This window comes from Acaryochloris sp. CCMEE 5410 (genome assembly GCF_000238775.2).
Taxonomy (GTDB): domain Bacteria; phylum Cyanobacteriota; class Cyanobacteriia; order Thermosynechococcales; family Thermosynechococcaceae; genus Acaryochloris.
The window spans coordinates 3354948-3376300 of record NZ_AFEJ02000001.1 but is presented as its reverse complement, the minus strand read 5'-3'; the positions used below and the strand labels follow the sequence as shown (position 1 = coordinate 3376300).

Below are 21353 nucleotides of genomic sequence, written 5' to 3'. Positions count from 1 at the left end.
CCCCTGCCGATGTTAAGAACGCAAGCTTGGAAGTGGCATAGCATGGGCTAGCAATTGAGATGAGATGAGGGTCAAGTTTGACTCATGCAAACTGTTCCGTCCGGTAGTGTCGCTCCCGTTAAAACTGTTCTGGTTAAAATTGCACTACTCCAATCTGAACGGGTTAGATTCGCCCCTTGGAGATGGGCATCCGTTAGATCGGTTCTGGCTAGAAAGGCTTGAATCAGAAATGCTTCTTGTAGGTTGGCTGCTGTCAAGTTTGCCCGACTGAGATTGGCCCGATTCAGCCGACTGCGATAAAGGGTTGCGCCCTGCAAATTGGCTTGACTCAGTTCACTTTCTACCAACGTGCAATCGCTTAAATCACTATTGACGAGCTGAGCCATTTGCAGATTGACTCGTTCCAGCTTGGCATCGGCTAAGGTGGCGTGACTGAGATTAGCTTGTTGGAGATTGGCCTCAATCAGTAAGGCTTGCTCCAGATTTGCGCCCTGTAGATCGGCCCCGGCTAAATTCGCTGCTCGTAAATTTGCATTGCGGAGATTCGCCCCTTGCAAGCTGACTTTGCTTAGATCGGCGCCACGCAAATTAGCCCCTTGCAGATCGACCCCATCGAGTATGGCTCCTCTCAGGTCCGCACAGTTGCGATTCTCTTCTCGCAGGTTGGCACTGCGCAGACAAGCCCCTGTCAGGTTGGTACTGCGGAGGGTTACTTCCCGCAGATCGGCTTCCATCAGATTGGCATCCGTTAGATCCGCCAAGGTCAGATCTGCTTTGAAAAGAACCGCTCGTTGTAGATTCGCCCCATGCAAGGCTGCATCCGTGAGGTTCGCTTGGCTTAAGTTTGCTTGAGTTAAGGTAGCCCCGCTTAAATTGCTCTGAGTTAGATTGCTTGTTTGCAGATCCACGCGATTCAAGTAGGCCAAACTCAAATTTGTATTGCGTAGGTCTGCTGCCGACAGATTAATGCCAATTAAGTCGGCCCCAGCTAGATCTAACCCTGCTAGAGTTTGACCACTAAAGTCAAAGACATTGTTGGCATATTGTTGAAGTAGTGCTTTCGCTTTCATATCCCTTAGGAGACCTGGGGCACTAATTGGCAAGTGAGCATATCATCTTCTATCTCTAAGTCGTCGATGACGTTTGGCTCTGGTTTCTCCAACGTGGCTAGGGATTGACCCCGGTATTGGGGGAGGACTGCCCGCAGTAAGGCATGAACCACTTGTTGACTCTGATCGAGGGCTTCTAGCTGATCGGCGGTTTGCATCAACTTCTGTTCAAGGGCCGCAAAGCTGGGATAGGTGGTGAATAGGGTTTGCAGTAATTTATCTAAAGAGCGCTGCTTTAAGTTCAACCAATCTTGACGCTTGAAACTAAAGGGATGGTAGAGGGCCGAAAAGATCAGAATTTTTGCTTTCAGCGGGTTGGTGGACTGCATTAAGGCTGCTTTTAGGTCAAAGAGGCTGTAGATGGCTCCTGCCCCGATGGGAGATGGGTTGAGTGCGTCGGGTACCCCATAGTCTGGCAGGACGGGAGTGGACTGACAGAGGGGAGCCAAAATTTGGCTAATTGTGTCAGCAATGGGTAGATAGGTTTTGGATTTATTGAGCTTGGCGGCTCTCTCAGATAACAAATGGCCTAAATCTTGAGCGGTGGTTACCTGATCTAGCAAGATAGGGACTAAGACATCGAGCTGCATCAGGTCTTGCGAGATGCGATCGCTAGGCCAATGCTGATGACCAACAAAATACAGTAACTTGCGAATACGAAGGTGTTGAGGATGATGCTCCAAAGCCTGTATGGCTTGTGACAATCGTTCAGAGACCATGAAGATTCAGCGACAGAAGATAGTGAAAACATCGGTCGATTTGTAAACCCAAAAGAGTGTTTTCTTTGGGCTTAGCGGGGGAAAGTTACACGTAAAAATTGGCAGCGGGTTCGTATCTTTAAAGTGCCCTGAATGCAAGCATAAGGACGCATAGCCGTTACAGATGGTGCACTTTCGTTACGTGCGTCTAGGCCCCTGATACAGAACTAAGCAGAGTTAACAGCCCGTTTTTTGGCTTTTTTCGACTGGGTTGCGGTTTTGCCGTTGGCATAGCTTTGGCGTACTTGTCCCGCCTGCTGCAAGAGTGAATCCACGAAAGTAAGGGCCTGCTGAGTAGTTTGGCCCCCAGCTATTTCTGCTAATTCTTGTCGTCGCTGTTGGTCATCTAAGGAAGTGACCTGTACGACTGTCCGCTCAGCAGTTTTGGTGCGGGCTGATGTTGCACCCTGAGTGACCACCTGTTTTTGCACCTGAAAATGGGCATCGGCTATGGCAGCAATCATGGGTTGGTGAGTAACGCAGAGCACCTGATGGTTCTGGCTGAGGTGGTATAGCTTGGTGGCAATGGCTTGGGCCACATGCCCTGAGACCCCAGCGTCAATTTCATCAAAAATTAGGGTGCCCACGCCCTCTCCTTGGGAGAAGCAGGCTTTGAGGGCCAATAAGAATCGACTCATTTCACCCCCTGAGGCGGATTCAGATAGGGGCTGTAGGGCTTCACCGGGGTTGGCGCTAAAGAGAAACTGGATTTGGTCCGCGCCATGTTGGGTGGGATCGATGGGCTGTAATCCCACCTGAAATTGCACCTTATCTAAGGCGAGGGGCTTGAGTTCTTGCAAGATGCGGGCTTCTAACTGTTGGGCTGCTTTCTGGCGCAGGGCGGTTAACTTGGCACAGGCTTGCTGGAGCTTAGCTTTATACTCGGCTGCTGTCTGCTCTAGCGCTTCTAAGGATTGGCCTTCGCCTGTCAGGTCTGCATATTGGGATTGAATGGTTTGGTGATGTGCGATCGCATCTTCTAAACTCGGTCCATACTTGCGACAAATCTGCTTTAGCTCCATCAGCCGAGTTTCGACGGATTGCAGCTGTTCAGGATCCGTTTCAACCGTATTACCGTAGGCATTGATGAGTGAGCCAGCTTCTTGCACCTGGGTCAGGGCCTGCTGTACCAGTTCTAGGATAGGCTGCAATTGCGAATCATACTGACTCATATCCACCAAGATGGCTTCGGCCTGACCTAACAGATCGCCACAAGCATCTCCTTGGTCCTTTTCGTAGAGGAGCTGGTAGACCTGATAGCTTTGTTGTTCGAGTTCAACGCTATGGCTTAGGCGTTGCAGTTCTTGTTCTAGATTCGTTTGCTCGTTGGGGTCAGACAGATTGGCTGCATCTAGCTCTTGCAGCTGATACCGGAGCAGATCAATATTCTGAAGGCGCTGCTGCTCGTTTTGGCGGAAGGTATTGAGTTCTGTAGTGATTTTTTGCCAGCGGGTAAAAGCCTTCGTTACTTGCTGTCGCTGTTTGAGAAGCGGCTCTCCCCCAAAGCCATCTAAGCACTGTCGCTGGCGATCGGCCCGGCCTAGCTGCACAGCTTGCCCTTGGGCGGTAACTTCGATCAGTTGCTCGCGGAGTTGAGCAATTTGCTGTTTGTTAACGACAACGCCGTTCACCCGAAAGCGGCTGCGTAAGGTCGTTTGAGTCGAAATTTCGCGACTGCACACCAGCAAGTCATCTAAGGGATCGATATCGGTGTCTGCAAGCCAAGTATTGAGGCTGGGGGTTAGGCTAAAGCTGGCTTCTAGTAAGGTGCGAGATTCCCCTGTGCGGAGCATGGAGTTGAGGGCTTTGCCCCCTAAGATCAAGTCGATGGCATCCAGCAAGATCGACTTTCCGGCTCCGGTTTCTCCCGTCAGCACGTTCAATCCATCCGTAAAGGCCAGATCTAAGGTGTCGATCAGGGCAAAATTTTCGATGCGCAGGGACAGCAACATACAGGAACGGCTAACTCAGATCCTATCTATCTTACTGATCTGCAGGGTATCTGAAAGGGAAGGCGACAATTAATAACTGATTTCAAATGCCTTTTTATAGAGTGTGACTTAATTTCAGAGCGATGCCAGATGTTAAGACGGCCTCTCTCGTTAGCATGGGTGATGTGTTCAGACAAGACGACCAGGCACCCCACCGAAGCTGGCTTATACCACGCTGAGAGAATTGCGATAGTAAAGGCCTGCAGGCTGGCGAGGATCTGCTGTAGCCAGACTGAAGTGGCCTTATGATTGAGTCGAGTCTGCTAGCGTGACTGCGAACTTTCAATCAGATCCACCATCAATCTAAGTAACCCATCAACTTCCCGCTGGGAGAAGAGTTGTTTTCGGCAATGGGGCGATTGCCGGGTAAAGAAGCTGACGGGGTGAGGGATGAGTCTAAGCTAATCACAGGACGGTTGCCATACATCGCTACTATGTTCAACTCGCTTTGAAAAACAGGACGATGATGTGGTAGATGTTCGAAGCTACTCACCTGACGGGTACCGACCAAAATAGGACGACCACCTGGCAAGGTCTCGGAGGGGACTAAAGCCAGATTCCCGGCAACAATAGGACGATGATTCGGGAGTTCGGGGGGGGTATATTCAACAATCGCTGTGCTGGAAGTGCTCTCGCTGGGTTGGGTTAAACGAGGTGCATCAAATCCCCATCCCTTCTCAGGCAGAGATGGAAAGGGTTCGCCTTTGACAGCCGCTACTTCGTAGCCTTTGTCTCCACCTCTAGGACCAACCACAGGATATTGGCCGCTTTCTTCAACAATCTCACCAGGACTAAAGAGCTTTTTGCCCATCACATTAATCTCACTACAGGTCATTCAAGAATCGTTAAGGGTGAGTGACAGCCTCTAGCCTGCAATTCCAATATTTAGTGGCAGATGCTCACTCTTTACTTAGCGTACTATCGAACACTACATTTTCATCCCAGTGTTAGCTGGGTTGAATGGCCCGAAATATCATTTCTTGTACCCATACATAGCTGAAATCTTCAAATTCTTCTCCAGGTGTGATCCGTGTGGTTGAACCTTCCTGGTTCTCAATAAATTCTTTTCGCCATAATTCCCAAGCATAGATGGATGGCAGCTCTAAATTGGCGCAGTATTCAAACCAGCAATCTCTTTGAAAGCGAGACGTATCGCAATAGACCCGACTGGATTGCACTTCGAGCAGACCTAGATCAATCATCTCCTGCATTAATGGAGGGTGATGGCTGGGGGGTTCCCCTTGACCCATGACGGGGGACTCAAAGGCTAGTTGAAGCATTTCACCATTATTCTCTTTCGCAAGACGGAGAATTTCTAATTGCACCTGGGTTAGGGAAGGGATATGGGGCATAATCTATGGGGTTTCTGCTGAGATGCTATCACCATAAAAGTTCCAGGTTGCCTGAGATGATAATAATGCTGTTGCATGGATGTATTTTGCACAGTGCTAATGTCTCATGAGTGGGGTTAGCGGTTTGGTTCAGGACAAACACCGTGATCGAGAATCGCTCTATGGCAATGAACCAATTTCTGGTGCTTGGGGAAAGGGACAGGTGTCATTTGCCAGTCATTCTACCAAGCCTGTTAAGCTCAGTATTTCATTTTTGACGATGTCATTTATGCCCCAACGCTGGGTAGGCCCTATAAACCTAGCCTCGACCTGCAATGACGTCCTTCATTTCCCTCACGGCTCGGTCCAAACCCACCAACACTGACCGACTGATGATTGTATGGCCAATATTCAGCTCTTCCATCCCCGGTAGACGGGCCACGGGATAGGTATTCCAATAGGTCAAACCATGCCCTGCATTGACTCGCAGTCCTAAAGCAAGAGCGCGATCGCAACCCTGTTTCAACACGTCTAACTCTTGGGCCTGCTGGGTCTCACCTTTGGCTTCGGCGTAAGTCCCCGTGTGCAGTTCAATAAACTTGGCCTGCACCTGAGCTGCTGCTTCAATTTGGGCCGCATCGGCATCGATAAACAAGCTGACGGGAATATGAGCCGATTGTAAGGTCTGGACGACATCCGCCATATGGGTTTGCTGACCGATGACATCCAGTCCCCCTTCTGTGGTCACCTCCTCCCGCTTTTCCGGCACTAGGGTGACATAATCCGGTTGGATACGAAGTGCGATTTCAACCATTTCTGCCGTCGCCGCCATTTCTAAGTTCAAGTGGGTACGAACGGTTTTGCGTAATACCTCGACATCTCGATCCTGAATATGCCGCCGATCTTCTCGTAGATGTACAGTTATACCATCCGCTCCCGCTAATTCAGCTAAAACGGCTGCCGCAACTGGATCTGGTTCGACGGTGCGACGGGCTTGGCGAATCGTCGCCACATGATCGATATTGACACCAAGGGTAGGCATAATAACACTCCTGGCTAGGGGGAAGATTAATTATAGAGGTTATTGTGGGTGCCGAAGCATGGGATAAAGCGTGGGTGAGTTCTCAGCCTGAACAGTACCCAAAACTTCAAAGCCATGGTTTTGATAAAGAGCGACATTACGGGCATTGGTGGCTTCTAGATACACTGAATTTCGTTGCTGATCGCAGGTCGCGAGAGTGTGAGCCAGCAATGCAGAACCATAGCCATGTCCCTGATATATCGGATCGGTGCCGATCATCGCTAAATGCCAATGAGGCTCTTGAGGATGGTGCCCGCTGAGCTGCTCCAGAATAGACGCAAGGGCGGGCTGTTTGCTTTCCTCAACGCCTTGCTGAATTAATGCCATCAGGGCTGCTTCATCGGGCTGAGTGTTGGGGGGTAGCCACAGGGCAATTGCCTCAAACCTGTCTGTATAAAACGCGGTGGCCTGCTGAAAGGCCGCACCGCCAAAGGCTTGAGCAAATAAGGGTAAGCCTTGCGCATATTGCGAGGGCTGTAGAAACATCCACCGAATCGCTGGATCATTGCAGAATGCCAAGGTAAGGGTCGCCAGACAATTTTCGGCATCTGCTGGAGTGGCTATTTTGATGGTGTCCAAGCGTCTGCTCCTGATTCTAGGGGGTTATTTCCAATTGTTGCTCGCTTGTTCTAGAACGAACTGGGCTACCGTTTCGATTTGCGTATCATTGAGCTGGTCTGCAAACCCCGGCATATTGTTTTGTCCCTGGGTAATTAGATTGATAACGGGAGCTAGAGTATCGTAGCTGTCTCGCTGTAAAGATTTCAGTTTTAAAGTTTTGCGCCGCCGAATGATATTGCCGCCTTTAGGGTGACAGCCTGCACAGTAAGTTTCAAACAGCACAGCACCGTCCCCAGACGAGGCAGCCCAGGCCGGGGCAAGATTCACCCCCAACCACACCACTATAAGGCCGACCCATAAGCCAGCTTTTCGACTAAACGCTATCGAGGTACGGAGTAACTTTAACAAGACACAGCTCTCTGCAAGGTTCCACTCCATTGTTGGGCGCGATGGAAGGGGAAGCAACTGGCTTTGCCAATCTTTACGCCGTTTTAATCCCTGGGATGAGTGCTTTCTTTTAATCGCTGCTGTAAGCGCGGCAGGATGGCTTGATACTTTTCCAGTCGAGTCCAGTCTTTCTCCGTGGGATGGGAAATGCGGCTAATATCCATGTTGTCCGTCATATCGGCGATTTTGACTCGCAATGCGATCGCATTCCCCATCACGCGTTCTAAATAGGTGTCATAAGATTCATGCTCCCGCTTGGTCATCGCATCAATGGCGGCCAAAATCTCCTCAGGGAATCCAGCCTCAGCCAGGTCTTCTAGGGTTAAGTCCGAGTCTTCCACAGCATCATGGAGAACGCCCACGATTTTCTCAGGTAGAGTATTGCCCGCTTCCATCACGCGCAGGGGATGATCAATGTAGGGCTGGCCTGCTTTATCGACTTGGTCAGTGTGGGATTGGGTTGCGATGGCCACAGGCCGGTTGGAAACCATCGCAATCGCCATATCCAATAACTCTTCTAAAGAATGGGCTTGCGTCTGGGAAGTCATAACTTGCAGCGGTAAACCAAAGAAAATCCCTCCAGACTTGAGGGGAGTCTTAACTCTATCCTAGCGGCAGAGTTAGGTCGTTCAAGATCTGGAGGGGGAAGTGTAGTGAGCGACTTGGGGCTGAATCCATGCCCACAGCTTTACTGAACTGGAGCCTCTACAGGGGAGGCGACCACATCCACCGTCACGGTGTCATGAGGAACGGGCTGGGTGGATGAATCAGCAGGGTCGGCAGCATCCGTGGCATTGACGTACCAGTTTTTAAGAGACTGGAGTCCGCGCTTCATGGATGTGTAGGAGTCACCATACTGGTCAGTGAATTTGGTGTCGACGCGAGTGGCCTGTTTTTGTAGGGGAGGGGTGAGGGTCTTTTGAATCGCCTTGGCCATCATTTGGAAGACGCTTTGCAGACGTTCCCAGGTTGATTTTGAGTCCGTTTCTTTACCCCAAGCCTCTTGGAAATTACTAGAGGCTTGATGGCGTTTCTCTTTCAAGTCTGCAGCGACCGTGGCCGACATTTCAGCAGCGAGAGGACGAACAATGGTGTACCCTTCTTTCAATTCTGCTGACGTTTGCGTAAAGGCCTCTTTGAGAATCTTGGCAATCCGCTGGCTGCGGGTTCCGCTTTCAGTTTTAATTTGAGAGAATGTAGCATTCATGGGGGTTTTGTTGTTCATTTCCATCTGTAAAAATCTCCGGTGCTGCAAGTTGGGAAGGGTGGGGCGACTAAACAACGGGGTTGGCTTCAATATCAATCGTGGCTGCAACAGTTTCTTCTGAGGTGCTGTTTTTCTTGTTTTCCAACATCAGCTGACAGACTTCAGAAATCAGGAAGGTTACGAGTACACCGTCATCAATCCAGCCTGCGATAGGCAATACATCAGGGGCAAGATCTAGCGGGCTGACCAGATAAAACAAGGTGCCAGCGATCAGAGCCCAACGATATTTTGGATGACGAAGGCCTTGGCGAAAGGCGTCTTGAAACAGCTTAAACAAGGAGGGTTGTTTCATCGAAGGTCCTGTACTTCAGTGATTTCATTCTCACAGACCTGCCTCAAAAAATCTGGTGCAGATTACCCGCAGAGATGGGGTAAAACTACACCGAATAGACCGTATACGGTTTACCGCAAGTAGGATGTATTGCACGTGATGATGATTGGACGATACCTCGAAATGATTCTCTGACGATGGACTAGCAACTAGAAAGATGCGGGTATGCCTCTTTGTGATTTGATTGGCTTCTCATGTTTCAAAGTGAGATGTTGCAGCGCAGAGCTTTTCGCATCAAAAGCGGTGCTGAGGATTCGACTTCCCGTTAGGCTAGAAAGCAGTTGTAGATCATGACTGAACGTGAAACCACTTGCATTAGATGAATTTAAACAAGGGGTTGCAGACTTTTATAATTGTAGGAGTCGAAGCTATGACCAGGGGCAGTGGCACCCTCAAATTTGTGACCGCCTGCTGGAATATGCGCGGATTGGTGCTGGTCAGACGGTTTTAGATATTGGTACGGGAACAGGCTATCTTGCGATCGCATCTGCCCGACTTGTAGGCGAGCAAGGTCATGTGACTGGCGTAGACATTTCTTCAGGTATGTTGAAGCAAGCACAGCGCAAAATTCAGCGGTTAGGACTGAGCAACGTCGTGGTTCAACGGGCTGATGCTGAAGCCCTTGACTATCCCAGTCATCATTTTGACGCTATCCTCTGTGCCCATACGTTTCCTTGGATGACGGATAAAGCCTCGACATTGCGTTTGTGGTATCAGTTGCTCAAGCCCAAGGGGCGCATCGCCGTCCATACCCCTGCTGATACCGCCTATATTGGGGCTGTGGTGTTACGCAGAGTACTGGCTGAGTATGGTCTTGAATTAGAGCCTAGCAATCGGTTGGGTTCGATTGAGCAATGTCGGCAGTTGTTTGAAAAGGCTGGTTTTGAAACGGTTGAGATTCATACCGAACAACATGGCAGTTATAAAACGCTAGATCAAGCCAAAGCCATTTGGGAGAGCGTTGCGGTGAATCCTTCTATTACTGCTCCAAAGGTTGTTGGTGATGGCCTATCCCGGTTTTCCGCAATAGAGCTAGCGAAAATTAAAGCTGAACTATATGCAGAACTGGAAGCCCTGCAAACGGAGCAGGGCCTCTGGAATGATCTAACGACGGTATATATTTTGGCCGATAAGCCAGAGCCGCATTGCGGTTGAGTCCATCACCATCCATTAGCATTGGCTGAATGTTCAAATCGTGCTCACATCAATATGACCCTATTCATCAGTAATGATATTTGGCTTGGATAAAGTCAATACGCTCATCCCTGACCACATAGACGATGCGATGCTCATGGGATAAGCGGCGAGACCAAATATCACTCCCGATATGTTTCAAGGGTTCAGGCTTGCCAATGCCCTTAAACGGATCTTCGAGGGTATTATCAATGATCACCCAGGTGCGATCGTAGAGTTTGGGGTCGGTTTGAGCGAGAGCTTTGAGATCTTCTCGAAATTGAGGCGATAGATTGGCGTATCGTCGAAAGACGGTGAGGGGCTGATCCGATATTTTGGATTTACGCTTGCTCAATCTCTGCTCTCAACTGGGCGATGGCTTGTTCGGCAGCTTCTTCGCCAGGTGGATTCTGATCTTGGGTTTGTGACCAGGCCAGTCCATCAAACAGTCTTTGGGCATTCTGGGGCGATCTCAGCAGGTAGAGGCTTTCCATCATGTTGGTTAGCTCATCGGCGGAGATGATGGCGACGTCTGGGGCATCTCGTCTTTCGATCAAGATAACGTTGCGATCTTGGGTGACCTCATCCAGAACTTTGAAGAAATTTTGGCGCACGTGAGAGGCCGAATGAGATTTACTCAGCATAGTTGTACAAGATTTGCGTACAAGTCAAGTCTAGCAGATCTGATAGGGCTAGTGATGAATGGCGTATGGAGAGCAGGCTTATCTGTGCTTTAGGGGTAAAAGATACCGGTTGAGATGCGATGGACAAGCGCAGCAAAGAAGACAGCAGATTGAGTTCAAGGTACAAACCGATTGGCTATAGGACCGATTGAAGTTTGGTCAGTCAACTAGGGGATATTGATGGATGTTGATAAAGAGCGCTTAGTTTTTGTACTCAGTCGTCAAGTTGGCTATGCCCTACCTAATAGATTTAGGACTTTTCAGCGAAGTACAGCTATTATCTTGAAGAACTCAGGATCATAAAGGTCAGTAATGAAAGCTCTCAGAGGATTTTGGGATTTTCTCAATACGGATGTACGAGATATTCCTTGGGGAGATGTGGCCCAACAAGGCATTGAAGCCATGAAGGCGTTGCCGGATGCTTCAAAAGCTTGGCAGGACAATGCCGATCAGATTCAACAGCTTGCCCCCTATTTGCAAAAGGCAGAACCACTGATTAAAGCCCTGGATACGCCAGTGACAAAGTTGGCTATTTCTGGGTTGCCATTTGTATCTGTTGGCATTAACTTGCTGAAAATTGGGATTGAACTGGCAAAAGTGGAGCCAACTTTCGAGAGTTCAGTCACAATTGTCGCCCAACTCGCCTATCTCCAGAGTTTAGAAATAGTGTTGGAAAAACAGGATGAGACGATTAAAGCGCAGCTAGTGCAGCTATCGCTTAAGGATGTTGTCGAGAAACAGCTTTCCAAATTTTATAGAACTGAACTGACCCTCAATGAAGCAAAGACAGCTACTACCCAATTTCGAGAGTCTGTATTCGCTGAGAAGTTTGGAACAGCTTTGATAGAACAGTTGAAACAGTGTGGACTGGACAACAGCCAAGCTCAACGATTGGCAGATCAAGTCTTGTGGGGAAGTCATCGGTATTTCCATGAGGCCATTGCAGCGGCTGGGGAAAGCGTGGAACCCTTGGCTGAGTTTTACCGTACTGGTGGACAGCAAGAGCTAGAACGTTATACGGCTATTGACGAGTATTTAGAAACGCGGATAAAACCCACTCCCCAGGAGCAGGTCTTTGATGAAAGTAGCCCCAGAGTAAGCTTTCAAGACATCTATGTACGGCTAGAGGTGCAGCCCTTAACCCAAGAAGGAGAGGTAAAACGTGATGTTAGTCCCATCTGTAGCCATGAATGGACAAGGCAAATTTTAGACCAGCCAGCCAACCAGACCCGCAGGGTGATGTTTATGGAAGGCGAGGCAGGCCGAGGGAAATCTGTATTTTGTCGCATGATTGCAAATTGGGTGTGCTCGGAATTTGGAGATGCTTTTATTCCCTTGCGGATTCGGTTACGAGACCTACGGAAACTGGCAAACAATCTAACAGAAACTCTAGAAGACTGCCCCGATTTAGAGCAGGAGAATTTCGTGCGTGGGGAATCGAACTGGCTAGCCGATAAAAACACTCGATTTTTGATTATTTTGGATGGCTTTGATGAACTCTTGTTAGAAGGGCGGGCTACGGGTGGTTTAAAGGAGTTTTTGCAGCAAGTAACGGATTTTCAGCGGCGTAGCCATCATCAGCTATTGGTCACTGGACGACCGTTAGCACTGCAGGGCATTGATCGGCTGATCACTCAAATTAAAGACTTGGAGCGGGTGCGGCTAGAACCCATGGGAGATCAGTTGAGAGAACGCTGGCTGATCAAATGGCAAGCCCTATTTGGAGAAGATACGGTCAATCAGTTCAAGGAGTTTTTGGCGGCCTGTCCTCAAGATATTACAGATACTCTAGCCCGTGAGCCTTTGCTACTGTATTTGCTGGCGAGGCTCAATCGAGAGGGACATCTCACTCAAGGGATGTTTGCCGATACTCAAACGGGTCGCCATCAGGATACTCAGGCCAAGCTGCGAATTTATCGAGAAGCGGTGAATTGGGTATTGGAAAAACAGCGGCAGGATGAGAACTTGCGGCTATCAGGGTTAGACACCATAGAAGATTTACGGGAGATACTGCAAGAAGCAGCGTTGTGTGTGGTGCAATCGGGGAATGAAACAGCCCGACTAGAAATGGTAAAGCAGCGGTTTAAGGACAGCAGCAATCCCATCGCTGAATTGCTGAAGCAAGCCCAGGAAACCACTGGGCAATCCGAGGACAAAGCGCTAAATAATTTACTGACCACCTTTTATCTAAAACCTGGAGAAATCGATAAACGGGGTTCAGTGGAATTTGCCCACAAGAGCTTTGGTGAGTATTTATTTGCAGAGCGATTACTAATCGCCTTTGAAACGTGGACGGAGTTAGATAAACGTGAACGGTACCGGTTGGATGAACGAGCACTGAATGAACAAATTTATGACGTATTGGGTTATGGCGGCCTGAGTCAAGAAATTGTCGCCTATTTGTGGGAGCTACTGGATGAGAGCGATATTGACCGTGTACGGCTGTTTAATCGCCTCAATAATTTCTATGATCGCTGGTGCCAAAACGAATTTTTGGATGCTCCCCCCAATGAGAATCTTCCCCAGAAGAAACTGATACAGTTGCTAGACCAAGAGATCCCTACCGGATTAAAGCAAGTAGATGTATTTACGGGGCTAAACGTGATGATTTTTCTGTTTAGGCTACATGCATCTGCGCAACCAGAGGACTATCCTTATTGTAGAGGCGATACCACTCAACCCGATATCTATTTTTATCCCTGTGGTGAACCTGATACAGAAGGTGCGCAAGCCGAACGTCTCCTCGATATTATTCATTACGCAGATACCCTGGAAACAGGGACTTTTACCACTACACTAGGGCCTTATTTCTTCAGCGCCAACCTCATCAACGCCAATCTCCGTAGAGCCAACCTCAGCAGCGCTGACCTCAGCAGTGCCAACCTCAGCAATGCCGATCTCCGCAGTGCCGATCTTCGCAGCGCCAACCTCAGCAACGCCAACCTCAGCAACGCCGATCTCCGCAGTGCCGATCTTCGCAGCGCCAACCTCATCAACGCCAACCTCAGCAGCACCGACCTCCGTAGCGCTAACCTCATCAATGCCAACCTCATCAATGCAACCTCATCAGCGCCAACCTCAGCAATGCCAACCTCAGCAATGCCAACCTCAGCAATGCCAACCTCATCAGCGCCAACCTCATCAGCACCAACCTCCGCAGCACCGACCTCAGCAGCGCCAACCTCATCAGCGCCAACCTCCGCAAAGCCGACCTCATCAACGCCGATCTCCGCAGCGCCGATCTCAGTAGCGCCAACCTTATCAGCGCCTACCTCATCAACGTCGATCTCAGCAGCGCCAACCTCATCGACACCAACCTCAGCAGCGCCGACCTCAGCAGCGCCAACCTCAGTAGATCCTGCCTCCGCAGCGCCTACCTGCGTAGCGCCGATCTCCGCGGAGCTAACCTTAGCAGTACCGATCTCCGCAGCGCCGATCTCCGAAGCACCGATCTCCGCGGAGCCGACCTCATCAACGCCGATCTCCGCAAAACTCTTTTAATACGAACGGTTTTGAGTGATGCTCACAATCTCACAAGTGATCAACTGGAAGGTGTGGATCCACCACTCATTTGCGGTACATTTATGCCCCCAGGTATCGATATTGATGCCAATCGAGATTGGGATGGGCTGGCAACGATTTTTCATAATCGCTTCCCCAATAGTTTTGTGACTTTGAAAGAAGCTGAACAGTGGGTAGAGAAGGAACGATATCGTTGATTTCGGTGATAAAGTTTGGTTCTTAATGTGTGCTCAGTAATACCTACTCTCAGGTTTTCCTACGAGGTTTGGGTGATGGGTTGACTCTGTGCTTCGCCATTCAGTGAGGGACAATTGCAGCCGATCTGCACTGAGAATCTAGAGGCCCTGCAAATAGGGCAAGGTATTTGAAATGTTCAATATTTTGGCCTGTAAGCAAGAGAAGTTTGAGGTTGAGTCTATTGGACCTTATAAACTCAACCTCATCAGCTATCGTGAGTGTTTAAGAACCTTGACGCAGTTTATCTAGAACACTTTGGTCTTCCATGGTGGACGCATCCCCAGCGATCTCTTCGCCACTGGCTAGGTTGCGCAAGAATCGCCGAATAATCTTGCCAGAGCGGGTTTTAGGTAACGCATCGGCAAAGCGAATCTCGCCCGGCCGAGCAATCACCCCAATCTCATTGACCACATGCTGCTTCAGCTCAGCATTCAGTTCATCACTCGGAGGATGGGTATTTTCCAAGGTGACAAAGGCAAACACATCTTCACCCTTGAGATCATCAGGACGACCAACCACGGCAGCTTCCGCCACGGCGGGATGGGACACCAGTGCAGACTCAATCTCCATCGTCCCCAGGCGGTGCCCGGATACATTAATCACGTCATCGACGCGGCCCATAATCCAGAAATAACCATCTTCATCTCGGCGGACGCCATCCCCAGCGAAGTACACATATTTACCATCTTTGGGAGGGATATGCTCCCAGTAAGTCCGGCGGAACCGATCATCATCGCCATACACTGTACGCATCATGCTGGGCCAGGGGTGACGGATGACCAGATAGCCCCCTTCATTGTCTGCGACGGGGTTGCCGTCTAAATCGACCACATCCGCCAAAATCCCTGGGAAGGGTCGAGTGGCAGATCCAGGCTTAGTGGATGTGGCACCCGGCAGGGGCGTAATCATAAAGCCTCCCGTTTCCGTTTGCCACCAAGTATCGATAATCGGGCATTTGCCGCCGCCAATCACCTGCTGATACCAGATCCAGGCTTCTGGGTTAATGGGTTCACCGACGGTGCCTAAAATCCGCAGCGAAGATAAGTCGCGGGCTTGGGGATGTTGATCGCCCAGTTTAATAAAGGCCCGAATGGCAGTGGGAGCCGTATAGAAGATATTGACGCCATATTTTTCCACAACGTCCCAAAAACAGCCGGGATTGGAAGCGCGGGGTGCGCCTTCATACATTAGGGAGGTGGCCCCATTAGATAAAGGACCGTAGACAATATAGCTATGGCCTGTAATCCAACCCACGTCTGCGGTACACCAGTAGACATCATTATCTTTAAGGTCAAAGGCCCACTTGCAGGTCATATGGGTGTAGAGGTTGTAGCCTCCGGTGGTATGGACTACCCCTTTGGGCCGTCCGGTGGTGCCGCTGGTATAGAGAATAAACAGCATATCTTCGCTGTCCATGGGTTCAGGCGGACAGTCAGCGGAAGCGGCTGGGACTAACTCATGCCACCAATGGTCGCGATTGGAGGCCATGGTGACATCGGCTTTAGTGCGCTGCACCACTAAAACGTTGTTAACGCTAGGGACACCATTATCGGCTAAGGCTTTGTCAACGGCGGTTTTGAGAGGAACGGCTTTATCTTTGCGGAAGCCGCCATCAGCGGTAATCACTAATTTGGCTTCGGCATCGTTGAGGCGATCCTTGAGGGCTTCGGCACTAAACCCGCCAAAGACAACGGTATGGGGGGCACCAATGCGGGCGCAGGCTAACATTGCGATCGCAGCTTCCGGTACCATCGGCATATAAATGCCCACCCGGTCGCCTTTGCCCACGCCCAATTGCTTGAGCACGTTGGCGGTTTGACAGACTTCTCGATGGAGTTGGGCATAGGTGAGGGTGCGCGAGTCGCCTGGTTCCCCTTCCCAAATCAGAGCGGCTTTGTTGCGTCGCCAGGTTTTCAGGTGACGATCTAGACAGTTATAGGTGATGTTGAGCTTGCCGCCGACAAACCACTTGGCAAAGGGGGGCTGCCAGTCCAGCACCGTATCCCATTTCTCAAACCAGTCCAGTTCCTTTTCTGCCAGTTCAGCCCAAAAGGCTTGAGGATCGGCTTCTGCTTTGGCATACAGCTGCTCGTATTCCTCGGCACTTTTGATCTCGGCCTGGGCCGCCAGGTCTGCAGGCGGTGGAAACAGGCGTTGTTCTTGGAGGATGGATTCAATCGTGGGTTGTGACATAGCCCTTGTTAACCAGTGTCTAGAGCAATCTAGCAGAGGTGAGACAAACTCGATCTGCCGTGTTGCTAATTAAGGTCCCATAAAATGCGATCGCAATTCTTTAAGCTTTTGTGATCAGTTTGTACAAGAGTCAAACACCTAAGGAACCCCGAAATTTCGGGATATACCTGTAAAAAATGAATTTCGCCCCCAATTCTGTATCCTGAAGCCCCCATTAATCCCTTGCTGCTCCGATGTTGAATAGGGTATTCTTTGGTTATAAAAAATTGCTTCAAATTCGAAAAATTGAGGAATTATTAACAATTTCTCCCTCCCAAAATTCAGTTTTATCGCAATTTTTAAGTAAACCTTTAAATTGGTCACGGCGGAAAAGAAATGCTGGTAAAATTTATCGCTTCATCATCCATTATTGGTCTGGCACTGATCAGTGCAACCGTTGCCAGCCATGCCCAAGCCAGCGATCTGGTGACAGAAGACTCAGCATCTATGGCCAATCATTTCACTCGCGATGCCGAGGTTTTGGGGCCGTTTGAGTCCGTGACGATACCCGTCAATCCACCCGCCCCAGCTCCCGACACGTCTCAAACTGCGTTAACAACGCCTTCCGTTCGACCAACCGAGATTTTGAGCCAATACGGATTAGTCCGTTCCTTAAAAGGCGATCAGCTGTCGGTGCGATTAATTGATGGCACCGCTCGAACCTATAAAGTGGCTGCCAACAACGCGACGCAAACCTTTCGTCGAGGCAGCTTAGTCGGGTTTGATGTCAATGGCAATAATCAGATCGTTAAATTAAACTCAGCCCGTGTCCGTCGGGTCTTTGAAGGAACAGTGATTGTGGTGGAAGAGAATAAGCTGGGCCTGGTATCTCCCACAGGCGAACAATTGGTGACTAGCTTATCCAAAGACAAGATCAACCGCATGAAAATTGAACCGGGCCGCACCTTGCGGGTCACCCAGTACGAGGGGACTTGGGCAACCAAGGTTTGCCTGCCTGCCGAAGACGATGACATTGCAGCCTTGTCTCAAGCCCTGCCTGAAGAGACGGTAGCCCAGCCCAATGCTGAGTTCTAAATCCTAGGGCTTTATGGAATAAGCGTTGTCGGCGCTACCCGCTAGCGTTACATGTCTTGTGCTAGGTTTACGTCCCGTTACATCCATGCTGATATTTGTTACCTAGGTTACACGGCTAACTCAGTTAACGATAAGCTTTAGGGGCGATCAAGACTGAAGTATCCTGTGCTATTTCTTATCAACTTGAATGTATGAAATGGCTAGATCCTTAAGATTTTTGATCAGAGAAAGAAATTAAGGTTTATGAGTCCTTATTATCTCAGTTGAGGTGTTGGGCCTCATTGCTTATTGTTACTTCCTACTGAGAAGGGACCTGTCATGAAATTCACGATGCTTGCCCTGGCTAGTCTAGCCCTCGTGTTCTTACCCACTGCGGCAGCGGCTCAAACCCAGGTCGTTTTTGGTTTCCCTGCTAATCCAGTCGCACCAGTTCCTTTCTTTATTCCGTCGGCGGGTTTCTTTAACAATAGCTATCCCTACCCAGGCTTTTATCACCACTACTTACTGCTGAGCGATGAATCCTATAACCCGAACTATGAATATACGTTAAGTGGCGATCTGCAGTATGAATTCCCCATCGTGGGCAACTTCCAATATGAATAAAGGACCTGGGAATTAAAGCTCTCTAGCCTAAGGGAATGACGTTGGGGTGGCCGATCAGGCTCTCTCAATCGGAAAGGTCTGGGCGATCGCGAGTCTCTAGAGATCGGGGCTGATCGCAGAGGGCTGGTGAATGAATTTGTCTGCAGTCTGGGATACCGTTTATGGTGGATAAACAGTTTGATTAAACTGCTCGACTCTCCCTGACTTATCCCGCCGGTTTATTGTGGTTCTATCAACTGCTGCGATTTCCCAACAACTGATCCCTATTGTTGGTCCTGAGCAGGTCTTGCTGTTATCTGAGACCTCCCTGCTTTCCGCTCCAGAGCAGATTTTCGATCAAGCGCCCCTGCCGACTTATATTGTTTATCCGCGGACCCAAGCTGAATTAGCGGCGGTGATGGCGGTTGCCCATCAACAGCGCTGGCGACTCTTGGTATGTGGTCACGCCAGTAAACTCCACTGGGGCGGCCTGACGCAGCAGATTGATTTGGTGGTTTGTACCCAGGGCCTTCAGCGTGTGGTAGCCCATGCGACGGGGGACTTAACCGTCACCGTAGAAGCTGGACTGTCTCTGGCTGCCCTGCAAGCTAAACTAGCGCCCTTCCGCCAATCGGTTGCCCTAGATCCAGCCTATGCCGAAACGGCCACTTTGGGCGGTCTGATTGCCACCCGTGATGGCGGGAGCTTGCGACATCGCTATGGCAGCTTAAGGGATATGTGCATTGGTATCACCTTTATTCGGGCAGACGGGCAATCTGCTAAAGCTGGGGGCAGAGTCGTTAAAAATGTGGCGGGTTACGACTTAATGAAGTTAATGACGGGGGCCTTCGGCACCTTGGGAGTCATTGCTGAAGTGACCCTGCGTCTCTATCCCCTACCTGAAGTATCAACCACGGTGGTGATAGGTGGAACGGAAGCCGATATCACAGCCTTAACCCGTACATTGCTCAAAAGTACCTTGACCCCGATGGCGGTGGATTTGCTCTCGGCTGCAGCCATCCCCTCTGGCACGGTAGAGGGAGAGTTGGCCTTGGCCGTGCGCTTTCAGAGCGTAGAAGAGAGTGTGGTTGCCCAGTGCGATCGCATGTTTCAACTATCCCAAGGTTGTTCGAGTTGCACTCTCTCCGGCGATGCAGATACGGAGTTTTGGCAGCAGCTCACCCAGCAGTTCTGGCAAGCGCCTCAGCCCTCGGCTCTGGTCTGTAAATTTGGGGTGCTGCCTGCCCAATCGACTCCGTTTTTGGCTCAATTTGATCGCTACTGCCAACAACAGCAAATTGCTGGTTGGGGACGGATCTACGCCGGTAGCGGCACGGGTGTCTTGCGATTAGAGCAGGAAGGGATAGGCAAGAACCCCTCTCCTGGGGTTGAATGGATACGGGAGTTGCGAGCCCACTGTCAAAACGCCCACGGATTTTTAACCGTTTTAGATGCTCCGCCAGTGCTGAAGCGCAGCCTGGATGTGTGGGGATATCCTGGCAACGCCCTCGCCAGTATGAAACAGCTCAAACAGCAATTTGACCCTCACAATATTTTGAATCCTGATCGTTTCGTTGGTGGAATTTAATGACTACTTCTGAATCACCCCGTTCTCTGCAGGTGACGGCTGCGACAGTGGATTGGACTGAGCCGCCTGAGCTGCCAGCGAAGCCCTCAGCATCCCCTGAACAGTCCTTGATTGATAGCTGTGTCCATTGTGGATTTTGTCTATCCACCTGTCCTAGCTACCGTGTGATTGGCAAAGAAACCGATTCTCCTCGGGGCCGGGTCTATTTAATGAATGGCCTCAACCAGGGCGACTTTACCCTGACAGATGCTGCTGTGGGCCATTTTGATACCTGCTTAGGCTGTTTGGCCTGTGTCAGTACGTGTCCGTCTGGGGTCGAGTATGACCAGTTGATTACCTCAACCCGAGCCCAGATTGAACAGAATTATCAACGCAGCTTGCCGCAGCGACTCCTGCGGAAAATGCTGTTTTCGTTACTGCCCTATCCTCAGCGGTTGCGACGATTGCTTGGCCCCCTACAGCTCTACCAAAAACTAGGGTTGCAAACGATGGTGCGCCAGTCGGGGCTGTTGGCACGCGTCTTGCCCAAATCCCTCGTCGCTATGGAGTCGCTGCTGCCCCCCATTGAATCCCAAGCGTTTGTTGATCCAGCATCGGAGATCTTTCCCGCTCAGGGAAAACGCCGCTATCGGGTGGGCTTGATTTTGGGTTGTATCCAGCGTCTCTTTTTGTCTGAAGTCAATCAAGCCACCATTCGGGTGTTGACGGCCAATGGCTGTGAAGTGGTGATTCCCAAAAGTCAGGGGTGCTGCGCTGCCTTGCCCCATCACCAAGGCCAAGTCGATCAAGCCCAAGATTTAGCTCGGCAGATGATGGATAGTTTTGCCGATCAGGACTTAGATGCTGTGATCGTCAATGCTTCCGGCTGTGGTCATACCCTCAAGGAATATGGCCACATCTTGCAGGATGATCCATCCTACAGAGATCGTGCCCAAACCTTTGCTCACCAGGTCAAAGACGTCCAAGAATTTCTGGACGAAGTGGGCTTAACGACTCCCTTGGCTCCTCTACAGCCAGAGCCATTGGCCGTCGTCTATCAAGATGCCTGCCATATGCTCCATGGCCAAAAAATCCAGGCTCAACCCCGTCGCCTCTTGCAGCAAATTCCGGGTTTAGAACTACGCGAACCCCGTGATGCCTTTCTTTGTTGTGGTAGTGTTGGGGTATACAACATTCTCCAACCCGACATTGCGGAAGAGTTGGGACAGCAAAAAGTGCAGAATCTCACCCAGACAGGGGCGACCTTAATTGCCTCGGCAAATGTGGGCTGTACCATGCAAATTCGCAAACATTTAGAGGAACAAGACCATACAACTCCTGTGCTCCATCCCATGCAGCTGTTAGATTGCTCTATTCGGGGTGTTTCTTGGTCAACGGCTGTAGGGAATGCTCAAGACAGACCCCTATAAGCTGTGGTGGCTGGCC

Annotated in this window: 20 protein-coding genes and 2 pseudogenes; 8 read left to right on the top strand and 14 right to left on the bottom strand. The window is 50.1% G+C overall.

Going from position 1 to position 21353, the window contains the following annotated elements; translation table 11 throughout:
- Positions 1–71: 71 nt before the first annotated feature.
- The 11 genes from ON05_RS15445 to ON05_RS15395 form a co-directional block, all read right to left on the bottom strand.
- On the bottom strand, positions 72–1070 hold the full coding sequence (locus ON05_RS15445; RefSeq protein ID WP_010473172.1) for a pentapeptide repeat-containing protein: 999 nt from the start codon (positions 1068–1070) through the stop codon (positions 72–74).
- 5 nt (positions 1071–1075) lie between these two features.
- On the bottom strand, positions 1076–1828 hold the full coding sequence (locus ON05_RS15440) for a hypothetical protein (protein WP_010473174.1): 753 nt from the start codon (positions 1826–1828) through the stop codon (positions 1076–1078).
- Positions 1829–2034: 206 nt separating this feature from the next.
- On the bottom strand, positions 2035–3819 hold the full coding sequence (gene recN / locus ON05_RS15435) for a DNA repair protein RecN (RefSeq protein ID WP_010473176.1): 1785 nt from the start codon (positions 3817–3819) through the stop codon (positions 2035–2037).
- 337 nt (positions 3820–4156) lie between these two features.
- The gene (locus tag ON05_RS15430) at positions 4157–4693 is read right to left on the bottom strand and encodes a hypothetical protein (protein WP_010473178.1); all 537 of its coding nucleotides are present in this window, start codon (positions 4691–4693) and stop codon (positions 4157–4159) included.
- Between the two features lie 112 nt (positions 4694–4805).
- Positions 4806–5210: a hypothetical protein gene (locus ON05_RS15425; RefSeq protein ID WP_010473181.1), complete on the bottom strand. Its 405-nt coding sequence runs from the start codon at positions 5208–5210 to the stop codon at positions 4806–4808.
- Between the two features lie 298 nt (positions 5211–5508).
- A complete protein-coding gene (locus ON05_RS15420; protein ID WP_010473183.1) occupies positions 5509–6231 on the bottom strand; it encodes a pyridoxine 5'-phosphate synthase in 723 nt (240 codons plus the stop codon).
- 39 nt (positions 6232–6270) lie between these two features.
- Entirely contained in the window at positions 6271–6849 is a 579-nt protein-coding gene (locus ON05_RS15415) for an N-acetyltransferase (protein ID WP_010473185.1), read from the bottom strand.
- Between the two features lie 24 nt (positions 6850–6873).
- Positions 6874–7239: a c-type cytochrome gene (locus ON05_RS15410; protein ID WP_029315183.1), complete on the bottom strand. Its 366-nt coding sequence runs from the start codon at positions 7237–7239 to the stop codon at positions 6874–6876.
- Positions 7240–7322: 83 nt separating this feature from the next.
- The gene (locus ON05_RS15405; protein WP_010473189.1) at positions 7323–7826 is read right to left on the bottom strand and encodes a hypothetical protein; all 504 of its coding nucleotides are present in this window, start codon (positions 7824–7826) and stop codon (positions 7323–7325) included.
- Between the two features lie 140 nt (positions 7827–7966).
- Positions 7967–8503, bottom strand: a complete 537-nt coding sequence (locus ON05_RS15400) for a hypothetical protein (RefSeq protein ID WP_262561823.1) — start codon at positions 8501–8503, stop codon at positions 7967–7969.
- 49 nt (positions 8504–8552) lie between these two features.
- A complete protein-coding gene (locus tag ON05_RS15395; RefSeq protein WP_010473193.1) occupies positions 8553–8837 on the bottom strand; it encodes a YkvA family protein in 285 nt (94 codons plus the stop codon).
- Positions 8838–9176: 339 nt separating this feature from the next.
- Here ON05_RS15395 and ON05_RS15390 point away from each other — a divergent pair, with 339 nt between their 5' ends.
- Positions 9177–10031, top strand: a complete 855-nt coding sequence (locus ON05_RS15390; protein WP_010473195.1) for a class I SAM-dependent methyltransferase — start codon at positions 9177–9179, stop codon at positions 10029–10031.
- 67 nt (positions 10032–10098) lie between these two features.
- On the opposite strand, the gene ON05_RS15385 is transcribed toward ON05_RS15390, so the two are convergent.
- Together ON05_RS15385 and ON05_RS15380 are read right to left on the bottom strand one after the other, a co-directional pair.
- Positions 10099–10404 (bottom strand): Txe/YoeB family addiction module toxin, encoded by a 306-nt coding sequence (locus ON05_RS15385; RefSeq protein WP_010473196.1) that lies wholly within the window; start codon positions 10402–10404, stop codon positions 10099–10101.
- Positions 10391–10693, bottom strand: a complete 303-nt coding sequence (locus ON05_RS15380; protein ID WP_029315184.1) for a type II toxin-antitoxin system Phd/YefM family antitoxin — start codon at positions 10691–10693, stop codon at positions 10391–10393. The genes ON05_RS15385 and ON05_RS15380 overlap by 14 nt, the downstream gene beginning before the upstream one ends.
- 351 nt (positions 10694–11044) lie before the next feature.
- Between ON05_RS15380 and ON05_RS38105 the strand changes: the two are divergent.
- From ON05_RS38105 to ON05_RS15365, 3 genes and pseudogenes are all read left to right on the top strand, one after another.
- Positions 11045–13741 (top strand): annotated as a pseudogene (locus tag ON05_RS38105) (NACHT domain-containing protein); the annotation flags it as partial.
- Positions 13742–13797: 56 nt separating this feature from the next.
- Positions 13798–14223 (top strand): annotated as a pseudogene (locus tag ON05_RS38555) (pentapeptide repeat-containing protein); the annotation flags it as partial.
- A 93-nt stretch (positions 14224–14316) separates the two neighbouring features.
- Positions 14317–14451, top strand: a complete 135-nt coding sequence (locus ON05_RS15365) for a hypothetical protein (RefSeq protein ID WP_010473201.1) — start codon at positions 14317–14319, stop codon at positions 14449–14451.
- A 262-nt stretch (positions 14452–14713) separates the two neighbouring features.
- On the opposite strand, the gene acs is transcribed toward ON05_RS15365, so the two are convergent.
- Complete coding sequence (acs, locus tag ON05_RS15360) at positions 14714–16684, bottom strand: acetate--CoA ligase (protein WP_010473202.1); 1971 nt, start codon at positions 16682–16684, stop codon at positions 14714–14716.
- A gap of 375 nt (positions 16685–17059) precedes the next feature.
- On the opposite strand from acs, the gene ON05_RS15355 reads away from it, so the two are divergent.
- From ON05_RS15355 to ON05_RS15340, 4 genes are all read left to right on the top strand, one after another.
- Positions 17060–17758 (top strand): hypothetical protein, encoded by a 699-nt coding sequence (locus tag ON05_RS15355; protein WP_010473203.1) that lies wholly within the window; start codon positions 17060–17062, stop codon positions 17756–17758.
- Positions 17759–18076: 318 nt separating this feature from the next.
- The gene (locus tag ON05_RS15350) at positions 18077–18361 is read left to right on the top strand and encodes a hypothetical protein (RefSeq protein WP_010473204.1); all 285 of its coding nucleotides are present in this window, start codon (positions 18077–18079) and stop codon (positions 18359–18361) included.
- Between the two features lie 223 nt (positions 18362–18584).
- The gene (locus ON05_RS15345; RefSeq protein WP_010473205.1) at positions 18585–19928 is read left to right on the top strand and encodes an FAD-binding oxidoreductase; all 1344 of its coding nucleotides are present in this window, start codon (positions 18585–18587) and stop codon (positions 19926–19928) included.
- Positions 19928–21337, top strand: coding sequence for a (Fe-S)-binding protein (locus ON05_RS15340; RefSeq protein ID WP_262561818.1), 1410 nt, complete (start codon positions 19928–19930; stop codon positions 21335–21337). Before ON05_RS15345 ends, ON05_RS15340 begins: the two co-directional genes overlap by 1 nt.
- Positions 21338–21353 lie beyond the last annotated feature (16 nt).

Coding starts and splice junctions, on each gene's coding strand:
- ON05_RS15445 (WP_010473172.1), bottom strand. CDS start 1,070: ATGAAAGCGAAAGCACTACTTCAACAATATGCCAACAATGTCTTTGAC.
- ON05_RS15440 (WP_010473174.1), bottom strand. CDS start 1,828: ATGGTCTCTGAACGATTGTCACAAGCCATACAGGCTTTGGAGCATCAT.
- recN (WP_010473176.1), bottom strand. CDS start 3,819: ATGTTGCTGTCCCTGCGCATCGAAAATTTTGCCCTGATCGACACCTTA.
- ON05_RS15430 (WP_010473178.1), bottom strand. CDS start 4,693: ATGACCTGTAGTGAGATTAATGTGATGGGCAAAAAGCTCTTTAGTCCT.
- ON05_RS15425 (WP_010473181.1), bottom strand. CDS start 5,210: ATGCCCCATATCCCTTCCCTAACCCAGGTGCAATTAGAAATTCTCCGT.
- ON05_RS15420 (WP_010473183.1), bottom strand. CDS start 6,231: ATGCCTACCCTTGGTGTCAATATCGATCATGTGGCGACGATTCGCCAA.
- ON05_RS15405 (WP_010473189.1), bottom strand. CDS start 7,826: ATGACTTCCCAGACGCAAGCCCATTCTTTAGAAGAGTTATTGGATATG.
- ON05_RS15400 (WP_262561823.1), bottom strand. CDS start 8,503: ATGAACAACAAAACCCCCATGAATGCTACATTCTCTCAAATTAAAACT.
- ON05_RS15395 (WP_010473193.1), bottom strand. CDS start 8,837: ATGAAACAACCCTCCTTGTTTAAGCTGTTTCAAGACGCCTTTCGCCAA.
- ON05_RS15380 (WP_029315184.1), bottom strand. CDS start 10,693: ATGCTGAGTAAATCTCATTCGGCCTCTCACGTGCGCCAAAATTTCTTC.
- ON05_RS15365 (WP_010473201.1), top strand. CDS start 14,317: ATGCCCCCAGGTATCGATATTGATGCCAATCGAGATTGGGATGGGCTG.
- acs (WP_010473202.1), bottom strand. CDS start 16,684: ATGTCACAACCCACGATTGAATCCATCCTCCAAGAACAACGCCTGTTT.
- ON05_RS15355 (WP_010473203.1), top strand. CDS start 17,060: ATGCTGGTAAAATTTATCGCTTCATCATCCATTATTGGTCTGGCACTG.
- ON05_RS15350 (WP_010473204.1), top strand. CDS start 18,077: ATGAAATTCACGATGCTTGCCCTGGCTAGTCTAGCCCTCGTGTTCTTA.
- ON05_RS15340 (WP_262561818.1), top strand. CDS start 19,928: ATGACTACTTCTGAATCACCCCGTTCTCTGCAGGTGACGGCTGCGACA.